Origin of the sequence: Streptomyces sp. NPDC020299 (genome assembly GCF_044387825.1) — a bacterium.
Taxonomy (GTDB): Bacteria; Actinomycetota; Actinomycetes; order Streptomycetales; family Streptomycetaceae; genus Streptomyces.
Genome location: NZ_JBIRWL010000003.1, coordinates 473657 through 486700 on the forward strand (window position 1 = coordinate 473657; position 13044 = coordinate 486700).

Sequence of the window (13044 nt, forward strand, 5' to 3'; positions counted from 1 at the left end):
CTGCGGTGGGGCGCAAGGGTTGTACGTGAATTCGGTTGTTTTTCGGGGCTGTTGTGGATCCGGGGAGGGATTGGAAGATATGGGCCACGGGGGGAGGCCGAAGCCGCGGGTGGGTGCCGGCGTGGCTGGCCCATATCTTCCGATCGTGGCCGACTGTCCGTTATCCGCGGGCCGCCTCCCACAGTGTGACCGCCAGTGCCGTGCAGGAGGTCAGCGCGGCCAGGGACGGGAGCGGCCAGCGGGTGCGTTCGAGGGCGTCGAGGCGGTCCTCGTGGTCGCTGAGTGTCTTGTCGGTCTGGTCAGCGCGTTGGAGGAGGAGAGCGAGGTCGCCACGGGTGGTGGCGAAGCCGACGTCCACCGAGCGGCGCAGACGTTCCAGCTCCAGGGCGACTCCGTCCGCTTCGCGAGTCGTCATGGTGAGCTTTCCTTGCGCAGCCAGGAGGGCAGGAGGCGTTCCACCTCCGGCAGGGCCATGACGCGGGTGAGCGCGGCGGCGACCGCCACCACACCCGCGACGGCCTGCGCGTTCCTCGCCGAGGGCTCCCCGGCGAGCAGCGGGAGGAGCGCGACCAGGGTCTGAAGCGACGTCCGGAGCGTGCGGCGCGTGGCGTCGGTCATCGGGGGCCTCCTCAGCCGGTACGCGGTATCCGCAGCAGGTCCCAGCTCGTGCGTCCGGGGACGCCGTCGGCGGCCGGGCCGCTGTAGCCGAGTTCGCGTTGCCAGGCGGCGTACGAACGGACGTCGGCCTCGCCCCATGTCGGGCCGGGGCCGACGGTGTACCGGCCGCAGCCCTCGGCGACGAGGCGTCCGAAGGCACCGTCCGCGGTGCGCAGCTTCTGTATCAGGGACATACGGATGTCTCCTCGGGTCAGGAATCGGTGAGGTGCCGGGGCGGCACTTCGCGAGGTGGCTCAGATACGTGCCTCCAGGTCGTCGACACGCGTCTCCAGCGCGGCCAGGCTGCGGCTCGCCTGTGTGGCGGATCGCGAGGCCAGGCGGGCACTCTGGTTGGCACTGCGCAGCAGATTGTCTGCGCGTTGGGCGTCCTCCCGGGCCTTGTGCGCGTCCTCCTGTGCCTGGCGGGCGCCGGTCCTGGCGAGGCGGACGTGCCGGTTGAGCTCGTCCTCGAACTTCTTGACCCGCTCGCGCTCCCGCTGCCTTGCGGCCGCGGCGGCTTTCTCCTCCGCCGCCTCTTTCTTTTCCTTGTCTTCCTTCTCCCGTCGGTCGCTCCTGCCGTAGACGGCGTTCTCGAGCGACCATTTCTTGCCAGGGCCGATGGGGCGTCCGGCGAAGGTGAGCCCTTTCTCGTCCCACTTGAACAGCGACTGATCGAACTTGAAGAACTGGGCGCTGAGAGTGGCGACCTGGCCGTCGGTCTTGGCAAGCGTGCCTTGGATGTCTTTGATCAACTCGCCTTTTAATTTCGGCAGTTGGGCCGCAAGGACCGAGGCTGTCGTCTTCTGTGCCTGCTGTGCGGCGGCGAGCCGCACAGTGGTCGGGTCGTAGGGCCGGCTGTGGGATGACATGTGACACCTCCGTGCGTGAGCAGGGTGCGACGTGGGTGCGACGAAGAACCCCTGACCGCCGCGGTCAGGGGTGTGAACGGGGAAGCAGGGGTCAGAGGCCGAGCAGGCCGAGGACGATCCAGACGTCGAGGGCGGCGACGAAGAGCGCGACCGGTGTGACACCCACCAGCTGGCGCCGTCGGACACGGAGCGCGGGTTCCAGGCACTCCCGCAATTCGGCCGTCGCCGGGGCGGCGGGGTCGTACACCACCGTCACGTCCGCGCCGGGCACCACGGTCGTGTAGCCCATCGGAAACGACTCCGCCTCGTGCTCGGTGCCGTCCGGAAGACGGTAGGAGAAGCGCACTGAGACGTAGTCCTGATCCCAGGACAGTGACATGCACGTTCCGGTCGCTTCCGCGCCGGACTCGCGCAGGCGAAGGGCCTGGTGGTGCCGGCGGGCCGTGTGCACGACGGCGCCTCCCACGCCGGTGGACACGACAGCCATGATGAGAGCCAGAACCAGGGCACCGCCCACTACGCCGCTCCCGTTCGGTATCCACCGGTTGTCCGAGGCACTTCATGATGACGTACACGATCGGCGCCGTCCACGAGCGTCCCTTCAGGCGAAGAACGGGGACGAACGGGTCGCCGCGACGGTATGGCAAGCCACATCGTCGTCGGGCGCGGTGTGGGGCCGGCACCGGGGTTCGCCTTCCTGGAGCCGGTCCGTTGTCGACGTCATGCGAGAAACCGGACCATGTCCGCCGGGCTCGGCATGACGGTGGTGGTGTCCGCCTCATCGTCGCCCCCGGGCGTCGCGCCGGGGCGGGGCAACGGTTCCGGAGGATCCAGGGGCTCCGCGTCCTCGTCCCGGTTGACGGTGGCGAACATCCAGTTGGACTGGGCGAGTTGGTCGACCACGGAGGCGAGCAGGTGGTCGGTCAAGGACCACTCCGCGGCCTCGCCCTGTACTTCCCGCAGCAGCGCGCTGTCCCGCGGCAGATGCCGGACCAGCACCGCCAGCCGGCGCGAGGAGAGCCGCCCGCGGTGCCAGTCCAGGAGGTCGACGCCGTAGTGGCGGAGCAGATCCGCCTCCAGGGCCTCGGGGTGCTCTTCGACGAGCTCGCCGAGGCTCAGTCTTCCCCCAGGCCCAGCCCCGTCTCCTTGCCGTAGGCCTCCAGGATCGCGGCGATGTCCTGCATGGTGACGTCGTGCTGCCTCGTGACGTACATCTTCGCTGTGGCCACATCGATCGCCGCGATCGTCGGCGTCATCCAGTCCCTGCGGTGAGGCGTTGGCTGGGCGGAGATCGGCCGTGACTCTGATGGCGGTCGCCCGAATCTGTGAAGGCACGGCGGTGCCGGTGGCGGGCCGGCGGGCGGTGCCGGGCAGGATGGGGGCATGAGCGTAGTCAAGATCAACGTACTGAGCGTGCCGGCCGAGCAGCGGGAGACTCTCGAGAAGCGGTTCGCCTCGCGGGCCCACGCCGTGGAGAGCTCCGACGGCTTCGAGTGGTTCGAGCTGCTGCGTCCCGTCGAGGGCACCGACACCTACCTGGTCTACACGCGGTGGCGTGACGAGGAGTCCTTCCAGGCGTGGATGGAGGGCCCGATGAAGTCCGCGCACCAGGGCGGCGGCGAGGGCGGCGACCGGCCCAGGCCCGCGGCCTCCGGTTCGACCCTGTGGTCCTTCGAGGTGGTGCAGCAGGCGGCGCCGAAGGGCGAGTAGGCCGAGCGGCAGGGAACCGACGCCCTCATGCCCTGAAGACTCATGGAGGCGTCGGTCCCATGCGTGCCGTAGCACCTGGTGCTACACCGCGCTACCATGGGAACCATGACCGCACAGCCCGAGATCACTCAGCGTGACCTCCGCATGAGGTCGAAGGAGATCATGGACGCCGTTCAGGGCGGGCAGGCGTTCACCGTCACCCGGGACGGGCACCGCATCGGTGAGCTGGTCCCGCTGCGCCGCCGTCGGCGCTTCGTCCCGCGCGGGGAGTTCGCCGCCATGTCCCGCACGGCCCCCGACATCTCTCTGGATGCCTTCCGGCACGACCAGGAGGCCACCGCCGAGCAGGAGCTGGACGACCCGTATGCCCGTTGAGTACCGGCAGGGGCTCCTCGACACCAACATCATGATCCTTCGTCGCTGGATCGATCCCGGGGAACTCCCCGCCGAAGTGGCCATCAGTGCGGTCACCCTGGCCGAACTCTCCGCGGGCCCCCACGAGGTCCGCAGCAACGCGGAACAGGACGACTACGACGAACACGTCGAACGCGCTCGCCGCATGGACGTTCTCCAGCGCGCGGAGAACGAGTTCGACCCCGTCCCCTTCGACGCCGAAGCCGCTCGCATCTACGGTCGGATCTGCGCCGCCGTCATCAGCGCGGGCCGCAAACCGCGGCGGCGGGTTGCCGATCTGATGATCGCCTCCATCGCCGTCGCCGAGGGTCTCCCGCTCTTCACCACCAACCCGGACGACTTCCAAGGACTGGACGACCTCCTCGCCGTCGTCCCTGTGACCCGCCCCAAGGTCCTGCACGACCGGTAGCGGGCTGGCGGAGACGGGCACGTCGTGCAGCCGTCGCGGGCAATGCCCGTGTCCGGAGGCCAGGCTGTGCCTAGTCGCAGACGACGTCCCGCCTCGGCCGCTCACCCGTCGCCAGGAAGTGGGAGACCGCCTGGTCGCCGCAGGCGTTGCCGTTGGCGAGGTAGGCCTCGTGGCCGGTGGAGTTCACGGTCACCATGACGGCGCGCCGGCCGAGGGCCCGACGGAGTTCGAGGGCGCCGCTGAGGGGGGTGGCCACGTCGTGCCGGTTCTGGACCATGAGGACGGTGGAGGGGCCACGGTCGGTGATCCGCACCGGGGGCTCCTTCGGTGTGTACGGCCAGGCGGCGCACACCGGCGCGTTCCTCGGCATGCCCGCGGTCAGCGGGAACGTGGCGCGGCTTTCGGTGACCTCCTTCTCGTACCCGGCCGCGGACCTGGGCCAGGCGACGTCGTTGCAGACGGTGGCGGCGACGACCGCGGTGACGTTCTGCATGACCGGCTCGGGCGGCGCCTGGGGCGCGGGCGGCACGGTGCCCTTCCGGGCGGCCAGGATCAGCTTCGCCAGGGCCGGGTAGTCGTCGGGGTCGTAGAGGCTGTCCAGCATCGTCTGCCGGAGCACGTTGCCGTTGAGCTCTTCCGGGGTGGCGCCGGGCCATGGGAGGGGCTCACGGTCGAGGTGTGCGGCGAGGCGGAGGAAGAGGCGACGCACCTCGGCCGGGGTCCCGGCCACCCGCTCGGGGTTGCCCGGCCGGGACGCCCACGCGGCGAACTCGGCGAAGTTGTCCTCGACGCCCCCCTCGTACGCGGCGAACCAGGCCCGCTCCACCCGCACGTCGGGGCTGTCGTTGCTGTCCAGCACGAGGCGGTCGGTGCGGTCCGGGAACAGCTCGTTGTAGACGGCGCCGATGTACGTCCCGTACGAGACGCCCCAGGCGGAGATCCTCCGCTCGCCGAGCGCCGCCCGGATGCGGTCGAGGTCGCGGGCCTCGTTGGCGCTGCTGATGTGGTGTATCAGCCGGCCGCCGTTGCGTGCGCACGCATTCGACATCCGGCGCGCGGTGGCCATGTTCTCCTTGACGGAGCCGTCGGGGGCGGGCCAGGGAAGGAGCTTCGTCCGGGCCAGGTCACCTCGTTCCATGCCGCAGCTGACCGGGGTCGAGCGGCCGTACCCCCGGGGGTCGAAGCCGATCAGGTCATAGGTGTCCCGTACTTCCTGCGGCAGCGTCTGCCCCTTGTCCGAGGGCTGGTCGAGGCTGCCGCCGCCGGGTCCGCCGGGGATCAGGAACAGGGCGCCGCGGCGTGTCCTCGGGTTCTCGGCGGGGATGCGGGAGAACGCGAGAGTGATCTTCTCGCCGCGCGGGTCGGCGTAGTCCATCGGCACCTGGATGGTCGCGCACCGCTGCCGCGGGTCGAGACCTGTTCCCTCGCACTTCGTCCAGTGCGGTTGCGGTGGCCTGGCACTGTCGGCCGTCGAAGCGGACGCCGTGGCGGCGGGTACGGCGAGGCTCAGGACGGCCGCGGAGGCGGCGAACAGGGCCGCGTTTCGCTTGATCTTCGTCATACGGACGAGCTTCGCCTGCCCCGTCCGTCACCAACATCCCGCCAACTGGCGTGTGCGTACGGGGGTTTGCCCCACGGGGTGTCCTACTCCGCGGGTTTCGCGGCCAGTTCGCACCACACGTACTTGCCGTTCCCGTCCTTGCGCTGAGGGCCGTTGACGTGGAACCAGCCCCAGTCGTCGGCGTACGCCTGGACCAGGTGCAGCCCGCGTCCGGCCAGTTGGACACTGTGCTGGTTGATACTCCGCACGGCGGTGCCTTGCTGGACGCGTCAGCGCAGCTCCACCGGTACCGAGAGGTGTTCCGGATGGTGGAAGGGGCTGCGCTGGGAGTCGTAGAGGCAAGGGACTTCATCGAGCGTCTCGTTCAGCGGATGTGAAAGGGCCCGATATGCAGGACATGATCTGGCAGAAGTCCTCCTTCTCCGGCGGCGGGGATTCCTCCAACTGTGTCGAGATCGCCGCCACCCCGGAAGCAATCCTTCTGCGCGAGAGCGACGACCTCAGGACCGTCCTCAACACCTCGCGACCCCAACTAGCCGCACTGATAAGGCATCTGCGTCCTGAGTGAGCTCCCGCCAGAAGGGACCAGCATGGTAGGGAGCGCCTGGCAGAAGTCCTCCTTCTCGGGCGGGGGCGACTCCGACGACTGCGTCGAACTCGCCGCCACCTTGGAGTCGATCCTTCTCCGCGAGAGCGATCACCCCGGGACCATGCTCAGCACGTCTCGACCTCAACTGGCCGCTCTGCTGGACCACCTGCGTCCGGAGTAGGCCACTTGACGCGGCACGCTTCCCGTAATTGGAAGGTATGGGCCGACCGCGAGCCGCAAAGCCGCAGGTCGCGAGGCTTTGGCGTGGCCCATGTCTTCCAATTGGGGCAGCTGAGCCGAGCTGCGAACGGCGGTGCCGCATTGCGAAAGGTTCCGATATGACCCTGGGCACGATCTGGCAGAAGTCCTCCTTTTCCGGCGGCGGAGATTCCTCCGACTGCGTCGAGGTCGCCGCCACTCCGGAATCGATCCTTCTCCGCGAGAGCGAAGACCCCGCAACCGTCCTCCACGCCACCCGGCCCCAGCTCACCGCTCTGATACGCCACCTGCGCCGGGAGTAGCCCCGACACGACGACGCCCCGCACCAGGAACAGGTGCGGGGCGTCGGTCGTACCGAACGGGGTGATTACTTCACCGGCTCCGGCTCCGGCTCGCTCTCCGTCTCGGCCTCGCCCGCCGGGTCGACCGGGGTCTTGACCGAGTCGAGGAGGAGCTGGGCGACGTCGACGACCTGGATGGACTCCTTGGCCTTGCCATCGTTCTTCTTGCCGTTGACCGAGTCGGTCAGCATCACGAGGCAGAAGGGGCACGCCGTGGAGACGATGTCCGGGTTCAGGGACAGGGCCTCGTCGACGCGCTCGTTGTTGATGCGCTTGCCGATCCGCTCCTCCATCCACATCCGCGCACCGCCGGCGCCGCAGCAGAAGCCGCGCTCCTTGTGACGGTGCATCTCCTCGTTGCGCAGGCCCGGGACCTTGGCGATGATCTCGCGCGGGGGCGTGTAGATCTTGTTGTGGCGGCCCAGGTAGCACGGGTCGTGGTAGGTGATGATGCCCTCGACCGGGGTGACCGGGATCAGCTTGCCCTCGTCGACGAGGTGCTGGAGCAGCTGGGTGTGGTGGATGACCTCGTAGTCGCCGCCGAGCTGCGGGTACTCGTTGCCGAGGGTGTTCAGGCAGTGCGGGCAGGTGGCGACGATCTTCTTCGCCGACTTCGGCTTCGCGGACTCCGGTGTGACCTTGCCGTCGTCGTCCAGCTCCTCGCCGAACGCCGTGTTCAGGGCCATCACGTTCTCCATGCCGAGCTCCTGGAACAGGGGCTCGTTGCCGAGGCGGCGCGCCGAGTCACCGGTGCACTTCTCGTCGCCGCCCATGATCGCGAACTTGACGCCCGCGATGTGGAGGAGTTCGGCGAAGGCCTTGGTGGTCTTCTTGGCGCGGTCCTCGAGGGCGCCGGCGCAGCCGACCCAGTACAGGTACTCGACCTCGGAGAGGTCCTCGATGTCCTTGCCGACGACCGGGACCTCGAAGTCGACCTCCTTGAGCCACTCCAGGCGCTGCTTCTTGGCCAGGCCCCAGGGGTTGCCCTTCTTCTCCAGGTTCTTGAGCATCGTGCCCGCCTCGGAGGGGAAGGCCGATTCGATCATGACCTGGTAGCGGCGCATGTCGACGATGTGGTCGACATGCTCGATGTCGACGGGGCACTGCTCGACGCAGGCGCCGCAGGTGGTGCAGGACCACAGCACGTCCGGGTCGATGACGCCGTTCTCTTCCGCGGTGCCGATCAGCGGGCGCTCGGCCTCCGCCAGGGCGGCGGCGGGGACGTCCTTCAGCTGCTCCTCGGACGCCTTCTCCTCGCCCTCCATGGTCTTGCCGCCACCCGCGAGCAGGTAGGGCGCCTTGGCGTGCGCGTGGTCCCTCAGGGACATGATCAGGAGCTTGGGGGAGAGCGGCTTGCCGGTGTTCCAGGCGGGGCACTGCGACTGGCAGCGGCCGCACTCGGTGCAGGTGGAGAAGTCGAGCAGGCCCTTCCAGGAGAACTGCTCGACCTGCGAGACGCCGAAGACGTCGTCGTCGCCCGGGTCCTCGAAGTTGATCGGCTTGCCGCCGCTCGTCATCGGGAGCAGGGCGCCCAGGGAGGTCTCGCCGGTCGCGTTCCGCTTGAACCAGATGTTCGGGAAGGCGAGGAAGCGGTGCCAGGCCACGCCCATGTCGGTCTTCAGGGCGACCGTGATCATCCAGATGAACGAGGTCGCGATCTTCAGGCCGGCGAAGAAGTAGGTGAGGTTCTGGAGCGTGGAGACGTCCATGCCCGCGAGCCAGTGCACCACCGGGTACGAGATGAAGAACGACGCCTCGTAGCCGTCCACGTGGTGCTGGGCGCCTTCGAGGGCGTGCAGCATGAAGATGCAGACACCGACGATGAGGATGACGGCCTCGACGAAGTACGCCTGGCCGAAGTTGGAGCCGGCGAAGCGGGACTTGCGGCCCGGGTTGCGCGGGTGGTTCAGCTGGCGTATGGCGATCAGGGCGAGGATGCCGACCACCGTCATGGTGCCGATGAACTCGACGTACACGTTGTACGGTGCCCAGTCGCCGAGGACCGGCAGGATCCAGTCGGCCTGGAACAGCTGGCCGATCGCGTTGACGATCGTCAGCAGCAGGGTGAAGAAGCCCACCGCCACGAACCAGTGCGCCACGCCGACGATGCCCCAGCGGTTCATCCGGGTGTGGCCGAGGAACTCCCTGACCACGGTGATGGTGCGCTGTGTGGGATCGTTGGTCCGCGTGCCGGCCGGTACCGGCTGGCCCAGCCGCATGAAGTTGTAGATCTGCAGGAGGGCGCGGCCGAACAGTGCCACGCCGACCACGATCAGGACCAGCGACACGATGATCGCGGCGAGTTGCATTGGGGCTCCTGAGGCGGCCTCGAATTAACTGAGCAACATTACTAAGCGGTAACTTATGCAGTCCGTCTGAGACTACCCCCATCTTCCGTCCGGATGCAGCCGGGCGCGGGGTGATCTGGGTCGCTGAGGCGTGCCTGGGTGGCCCCTGGGTGGAGGTCCTTCCCGCGATGGAGCCGCCCACTCGGCGGGCAATCTGATCGTGTTATTCATCCACAATCGCTCCTTTCGCGCCTAATTTATTGCCGTGCTCTACGGGATCCTCGCCGCCACCACCGCCCTCCTCCTGACCGCCGTGCTCGCGGCGCTGCTGAGAGGGCCGGTCCTGCGGGCCGGGGTCGTCGACCGGCGGCGGCAGCGGCCCATGCCGCTGTTCGGGGGACTGGCCGTGGTGGCCGTCACCTGCCTCGTCGCCGGTATGGGGCAGTGGTCTCGGGTCGCGCCGCTCGGGGACGGAGTGGGGGACCTGCTGGTCGCCGGGGCCGGGGTCGCCGCGCTCGGGCTGGTCGCCGATGTGTGGCGGCTGCGGGCGCGGGTACTGGTCGCCGGTGCGGCGGTGGCGGCGGCCTGTGTCGTGCCGTACGAGGAGACGGGGCTGCTCGCCGGGCTGCTGGCGGTGGGCTGGATCGTCTTCGTCACGCTCGCCTTCCGGGCGCTGGACCACGCCGACGGGCTCGCGGGAACGGTCGGTGTGGTGACGGCCTTCGGGGCGGGGGCGTGCGCGGCGGCCGAGGTGATGGACGGGCTGGCGGTGCTGCTGAGCGTGCTCGCCGCCGCCCTCACCGGGTTCCTCATGCACAACTGGCCGCCCGCGCGGATCGGGCTCGGCGCCTGCGGGTCGCTGTTCACCGGCTTCCTGCTCGCCGCCGCCACGGTGTTCGCCCGGGCGGGGTACCCGCTCGGGTCCAGCGTGCGGGTGCTGTTCCCGCTCACCGCCGTCGCCACCGCGGACGTGGTCCTCGTGGTCCTCTCCCGGCTGATGGCCCGGCGCCCGCTGCTGCGCGGCGGGCCCGACCACCTGGCCCACCGGCTGCGGAGGCTCGGGCTCACCCCGCCGGGGGCCACCGTGCTGCTGGGAGCCGGGGCCTTCGCGGCGGTGGTCGTCGGGGTGCTCGTACACAGCGGCTGGGCGGGGGAGCCGGCCGTGCTGTGGGTGGTCGGCGGGGCGTCCGTGGTGGTGCTCGGGCTGCTGCGCGTACCCGCCTACGGGCGCCGCCGGACGGCCACGCAGACGGGCATGCGGACAGCCACGCAGACGGGTGTGCGAGCGCCGGCGCAGACGGGCATTCGGGTGGCCGCGCAACCCTCCGCGCATACGTCCACCCGGACATCCGCGCAGGTCAGCGGCGCCTTGCGTGTAAGGAACGGATAAGACTTGAGTCCGCCCGACTCATGTCTGTTGACCGGGCGGGCCCCCTCGTGCACACTTGAGCCTGTTCCACTCAAGTCAGCTGGAGGAATTCACCATGGCACGTGCGGTCGGCATCGACCTGGGCACGACTAACTCCGTCGTCAGCGTTCTCGAAGGCGGCGAGCCCACCGTCATCACCAACGCCGAGGGTGCCAGGACCACGCCGTCCGTCGTCGCCTTCGCCAAGAACGGCGAGGTGCTCGTCGGCGAGGTCGCCAAGCGCCAGGCGGTCACCAACGTGGACCGGACCATCCGGTCCGTCAAGCGCCACATGGGCACCGACTGGAAGATGGAGCTGGACGGGAAGCCCTTCAACCCGCAGCAGATCTCCGCCTTCATCCTGCAGAAGCTGAAGCGCGACGCCGAGTCCTACCTGGGCGAGAAGGTGACCGACGCGGTCATCACCGTCCCGGCGTACTTCAACGACTCCGAGCGCCAGGCGACGAAGGAGGCCGGCGAGATCGCCGGTCTGAACGTCCTGCGCATCGTCAACGAGCCGACCGCGGCCGCGCTCGCGTACGGCCTCGACAAGGACGACCAGACGATCCTCGTCTTCGACCTCGGTGGCGGCACCTTCGACGTGTCCCTGCTGGAGATCGGCGACGGCGTCGTCGAGGTGAAGGCCACCAACGGTGACAACCACCTCGGTGGTGACGACTGGGACCAGCGCGTCGTCGACTACCTGGTGCAGCAGTTCAAGTCCGGTCACGGCGTGGACCTGGCCAAGGACAAGATGGCCCTCCAGCGCCTCCGCGAGGCCGCCGAGAAGGCCAAGATCGAGCTGTCCTCGTCCAGCGAGACCTCGATCAACCTGCCCTACATCACCGCGTCCGCCGAGGGCCCGCTGCACCTGGACGAGAAGCTCACCCGCGCCCAGTTCCAGCAGCTGACCGCGGACCTGCTGGAGCGCTGCAAGACGCCGTTCCACAACGTCATCAAGGACGCCGGCATCGCCCTCGGCGAGATCGACCACGTCGTCCTCGTCGGCGGTTCCACCCGTATGCCCGCCGTGGCCGAGCTCGTCAAGGAGCTCACCGGCGGCAAGGAGGCCAACAAGGGTGTGAACCCGGACGAGGTCGTCGCCATCGGCGCCTCGCTCCAGGCCGGTGTCCTCAAGGGCGAGGTCAAGGACGTCCTGCTCCTCGACGTCACCCCGCTGTCCCTCGGTATCGAGACCAAGGGCGGCATCATGACCAAGCTCATCGAGCGCAACACGACCATCCCGACCAAGCGGTCGGAGATCTTCACGACGGCCGAGGACAACCAGCCGTCCGTGCAGATCCAGGTCTACCAGGGCGAGCGCGAGATCGCGGCCTACAACAAGAAGCTCGGCATGTTCGAGCTGACCGGTCTGCCGCCGGCGCCGCGTGGCGTCCCGCAGATCGAGGTCTCCTTCGACATCGACGCCAACGGCATCATGCACGTCACGGCGAAGGACCTCGGCACCGGCAAGGAGCAGAAGATGACCGTCACCGGCGGCTCCTCGCTGCCGAAGGACGAGGTCGACCGCATGCGCCAGGAGGCCGAGAAGTACGCGGAGGAGGACCACGCCCGCCGCGAGGCCGCCGAGTCCCGCAACCAGGGCGAGCAGCTCGTCTACCAGACCGAGAAGTTCCTCAAGGACAACGAGGACAAGGTCCCCGGCGAGATCAAGACCGAGGTCGAGGACGCGATCGGCGAGCTGAAGGAAGCCCTCAAGGGCGAGGACACCGCCGAGATCCGCACCGCCACGGAGAAGGTCGCGGCCGTCTCCCAGAAGCTCGGCCAGGCCATGTACGCCGACGCCCAGGCTTCGCAGGCCGCCGGGGCTGAGTCCGCCGGTGCCGGTGAGGCCAAGGCCGACGACGACGTCGTCGACGCGGAGATCGTCGACGACGAGCGCAAGGACGGTGCCGCGTGACGGAGGAGACCCCGGGCTTCGAGGAGAAGCCCGACGTCCCCTCCGGCGCCACCCCTGAAGACGCCGAGCCGAAGGCCGCCTCCTCCTCCAAGGAGCAGGCGGCCCCGGCCGGGGACGCGAGCCAGACAGCGGGCCTGGTGGCCCAGCTGGACCAGGTGCGCACCGCGCTCGGTGAGCGCACCGCGGACCTCCAGCGACTCCAGGCCGAGTACCAGAACTACCGCCGCCGCGTGGAGCGCGACCGGATCACGGTCAAGGAGATCGCCATCGCGAACCTCCTGACCGAGCTCCTGCCCGTGCTGGACGACATCGGCCGCGCGCGGGAACACGGCGAACTCGTCGGCGGCTTCAAGTCGGTCGCCGAGTCGCTGGAGACCGTCGCCGCCAAGATGGGCCTCCAGCAGTTCGGCAAGGAGGGCGAGCCCTTCGACCCGACGATCCACGAGGCCCTGATGCACAGCTACGCGCCGGACGTCACCGAGACGACGTGCGTGGCGATTCTGCAGCCCGGGTATCGCATCGGCGAGCGCACCATCCGCCCCGCGCGGGTGGCCGTGGCCGAACCGCAGCCCGGGGCGCAGACGGTCAAGGCCGAGGGGTCCGAGGAGAGCCCGGCGGCTGATGACAAGGAGAGCGGTGGCCCGGAGGAGGGCTGACG

Annotated in this window: 19 protein-coding genes and 1 pseudogene; 10 read left to right on the forward strand and 10 right to left on the reverse strand. The window is 69.1% G+C overall.

The genetic code is table 11. The features are described 5' to 3' along the window. Positions 1-160: 160 nt before the first annotated feature. From ACH45E_RS10080 to ACH45E_RS10110, 7 genes and pseudogenes are all read right to left on the reverse strand, one after another. Positions 161-415: a hypothetical protein gene (locus tag ACH45E_RS10080; RefSeq protein ID WP_361446383.1), complete on the reverse strand. Its 255-nt coding sequence runs from the start codon at positions 413-415 to the stop codon at positions 161-163. Continuing rightward, entirely contained in the window at positions 412-618 is a 207-nt protein-coding gene (locus tag ACH45E_RS10085) for a hypothetical protein (RefSeq protein ID WP_361446381.1), read from the reverse strand. The genes ACH45E_RS10080 and ACH45E_RS10085 overlap by 4 nt, the downstream gene beginning before the upstream one ends. Before the next feature lie 11 nt (positions 619-629). Beyond that, positions 630-806 (reverse strand): annotated as a pseudogene (locus tag ACH45E_RS10090) (peptidoglycan-binding protein); the annotation flags it as partial. 105 nt (positions 807-911) lie between these two features. Beyond that, positions 912-1526, reverse strand: a complete 615-nt coding sequence (locus ACH45E_RS10095; RefSeq protein WP_361446379.1) for a hypothetical protein — start codon at positions 1524-1526, stop codon at positions 912-914. A gap of 91 nt (positions 1527-1617) precedes the next feature. Further along, on the reverse strand, positions 1618-2013 hold the full coding sequence (locus tag ACH45E_RS10100; protein ID WP_361446377.1) for a DUF3592 domain-containing protein: 396 nt from the start codon (positions 2011-2013) through the stop codon (positions 1618-1620). Between the two features lie 233 nt (positions 2014-2246). Next, positions 2247-2594: a hypothetical protein gene (locus ACH45E_RS10105; RefSeq protein ID WP_361446440.1), complete on the reverse strand. Its 348-nt coding sequence runs from the start codon at positions 2592-2594 to the stop codon at positions 2247-2249. Positions 2595-2641: 47 nt separating this feature from the next. Continuing rightward, positions 2642-2782 carry a hypothetical protein gene (locus tag ACH45E_RS10110; protein WP_361446446.1) on the reverse strand — a complete coding sequence of 47 codons (141 nt, stop codon included), beginning with the start codon at positions 2780-2782 and terminating at the stop codon, positions 2642-2644. Positions 2783-2909: 127 nt separating this feature from the next. On the opposite strand from ACH45E_RS10110, the gene ACH45E_RS10115 reads away from it, so the two are divergent. The 3 genes from ACH45E_RS10115 (at position 2910) to ACH45E_RS10125 (ending at position 4059) form a co-directional block, all read left to right on the forward strand. After that, complete coding sequence (locus tag ACH45E_RS10115) at positions 2910-3236, forward strand: antibiotic biosynthesis monooxygenase (protein ID WP_361446375.1); 327 nt, start codon at positions 2910-2912, stop codon at positions 3234-3236. Between the two features lie 105 nt (positions 3237-3341). Continuing rightward, positions 3342-3611 carry a prevent-host-death protein gene (locus ACH45E_RS10120; RefSeq protein WP_399040372.1) on the forward strand — a complete coding sequence of 90 codons (270 nt, stop codon included), beginning with the start codon at positions 3342-3344 and terminating at the stop codon, positions 3609-3611. Next, positions 3601-4059: a type II toxin-antitoxin system VapC family toxin gene (locus ACH45E_RS10125; RefSeq protein ID WP_361446371.1), complete on the forward strand. Its 459-nt coding sequence runs from the start codon at positions 3601-3603 to the stop codon at positions 4057-4059. Before ACH45E_RS10120 ends, ACH45E_RS10125 begins: the two co-directional genes overlap by 11 nt. Positions 4060-4129: 70 nt before the next feature. Here ACH45E_RS10125 and ACH45E_RS10130 read toward each other — a convergent pair whose 3' ends face one another. Together ACH45E_RS10130 and ACH45E_RS10135 are read right to left on the reverse strand one after the other, a co-directional pair. Further along, the gene (locus ACH45E_RS10130; protein WP_361446369.1) at positions 4130-5620 is read right to left on the reverse strand and encodes an alpha/beta hydrolase; all 1491 of its coding nucleotides are present in this window, start codon (positions 5618-5620) and stop codon (positions 4130-4132) included. Between the two features lie 83 nt (positions 5621-5703). Next, the gene (locus tag ACH45E_RS10135; protein ID WP_399040485.1) at positions 5704-5868 is read right to left on the reverse strand and encodes a hypothetical protein; all 165 of its coding nucleotides are present in this window, start codon (positions 5866-5868) and stop codon (positions 5704-5706) included. Here ACH45E_RS10135 and ACH45E_RS10140 point away from each other — a divergent pair. From ACH45E_RS10140 to ACH45E_RS10155, 4 genes are all read left to right on the forward strand, one after another. Next, on the forward strand, positions 5818-5997 hold the full coding sequence (locus ACH45E_RS10140) for a Scr1 family TA system antitoxin-like transcriptional regulator (RefSeq protein WP_399040475.1): 180 nt from the start codon (positions 5818-5820) through the stop codon (positions 5995-5997). The genes ACH45E_RS10135 and ACH45E_RS10140 overlap by 51 nt on opposite strands. 11 nt (positions 5998-6008) lie before the next feature. Then, on the forward strand, positions 6009-6188 hold the full coding sequence (locus tag ACH45E_RS10145; RefSeq protein WP_361446365.1) for a DUF397 domain-containing protein: 180 nt from the start codon (positions 6009-6011) through the stop codon (positions 6186-6188). Between the two features lie 22 nt (positions 6189-6210). Further along, complete coding sequence (locus tag ACH45E_RS10150; RefSeq protein ID WP_361446364.1) at positions 6211-6390, forward strand: DUF397 domain-containing protein; 180 nt, start codon at positions 6211-6213, stop codon at positions 6388-6390. A 157-nt stretch (positions 6391-6547) separates the two neighbouring features. Further along, complete coding sequence (locus tag ACH45E_RS10155; protein ID WP_361446362.1) at positions 6548-6730, forward strand: DUF397 domain-containing protein; 183 nt, start codon at positions 6548-6550, stop codon at positions 6728-6730. 65 nt (positions 6731-6795) lie between these two features. On the opposite strand, the gene ACH45E_RS10160 is transcribed toward ACH45E_RS10155, so the two are convergent. Beyond that, positions 6796-9078, reverse strand: coding sequence for a (Fe-S)-binding protein (locus ACH45E_RS10160; RefSeq protein ID WP_361446360.1), 2283 nt, complete (start codon positions 9076-9078; stop codon positions 6796-6798). A 244-nt stretch (positions 9079-9322) separates the two neighbouring features. Here ACH45E_RS10160 and ACH45E_RS10165 point away from each other — a divergent pair, with 244 nt between their 5' ends. The 3 genes from ACH45E_RS10165 to grpE all read left to right on the forward strand — a co-directional run bounded on the left by ACH45E_RS10165 (position 9323) and on the right by grpE (position 13042). After that, entirely contained in the window at positions 9323-10447 is a 1125-nt protein-coding gene (locus ACH45E_RS10165; protein ID WP_361446358.1) for an MraY family glycosyltransferase, read from the forward strand. Between the two features lie 94 nt (positions 10448-10541). After that, complete coding sequence (gene dnaK / locus ACH45E_RS10170; protein WP_361446356.1) at positions 10542-12386, forward strand: molecular chaperone DnaK; 1845 nt, start codon at positions 10542-10544, stop codon at positions 12384-12386. Beyond that, entirely contained in the window at positions 12383-13042 is a 660-nt protein-coding gene (gene grpE, locus ACH45E_RS10175; protein ID WP_361446354.1) for a nucleotide exchange factor GrpE, read from the forward strand. Before dnaK ends, grpE begins: the two co-directional genes overlap by 4 nt. The last annotated feature ends 2 nt before the right edge of the window (positions 13043-13044 follow it).

Bases quoted from the DNA above. Each gene is read 5' to 3' on its own strand.
- ACH45E_RS10085 (WP_361446381.1), bottom strand. From the start codon at position 618: ATGACCGACGCCACGCGCCGCACGCTCCGGACGTCGCTTCAGACCCTG.
- ACH45E_RS10100 (WP_361446377.1), bottom strand. From the start codon at position 2,013: ATGGCTGTCGTGTCCACCGGCGTGGGAGGCGCCGTCGTGCACACGGCC.
- ACH45E_RS10130 (WP_361446369.1), bottom strand. From the start codon at position 5,620: ATGACGAAGATCAAGCGAAACGCGGCCCTGTTCGCCGCCTCCGCGGCC.
- ACH45E_RS10110 (WP_361446446.1), bottom strand. From the start codon at position 2,782: ATGACGCCGACGATCGCGGCGATCGATGTGGCCACAGCGAAGATGTAC.
- ACH45E_RS10150 (WP_361446364.1), top strand. From the start codon at position 6,211: ATGGTAGGGAGCGCCTGGCAGAAGTCCTCCTTCTCGGGCGGGGGCGAC.
- ACH45E_RS10120 (WP_399040372.1), top strand. From the start codon at position 3,342: ATGACCGCACAGCCCGAGATCACTCAGCGTGACCTCCGCATGAGGTCG.
- ACH45E_RS10145 (WP_361446365.1), top strand. From the start codon at position 6,009: ATGCAGGACATGATCTGGCAGAAGTCCTCCTTCTCCGGCGGCGGGGAT.
- ACH45E_RS10115 (WP_361446375.1), top strand. From the start codon at position 2,910: ATGAGCGTAGTCAAGATCAACGTACTGAGCGTGCCGGCCGAGCAGCGG.
- ACH45E_RS10125 (WP_361446371.1), top strand. From the start codon at position 3,601: ATGCCCGTTGAGTACCGGCAGGGGCTCCTCGACACCAACATCATGATC.
- ACH45E_RS10160 (WP_361446360.1), bottom strand. From the start codon at position 9,078: ATGCAACTCGCCGCGATCATCGTGTCGCTGGTCCTGATCGTGGTCGGC.
- ACH45E_RS10155 (WP_361446362.1), top strand. From the start codon at position 6,548: ATGACCCTGGGCACGATCTGGCAGAAGTCCTCCTTTTCCGGCGGCGGA.
- ACH45E_RS10080 (WP_361446383.1), bottom strand. From the start codon at position 415: ATGACGACTCGCGAAGCGGACGGAGTCGCCCTGGAGCTGGAACGTCTG.
- ACH45E_RS10095 (WP_361446379.1), bottom strand. From the start codon at position 1,526: ATGTCATCCCACAGCCGGCCCTACGACCCGACCACTGTGCGGCTCGCC.
- dnaK (WP_361446356.1), top strand. From the start codon at position 10,542: ATGGCACGTGCGGTCGGCATCGACCTGGGCACGACTAACTCCGTCGTC.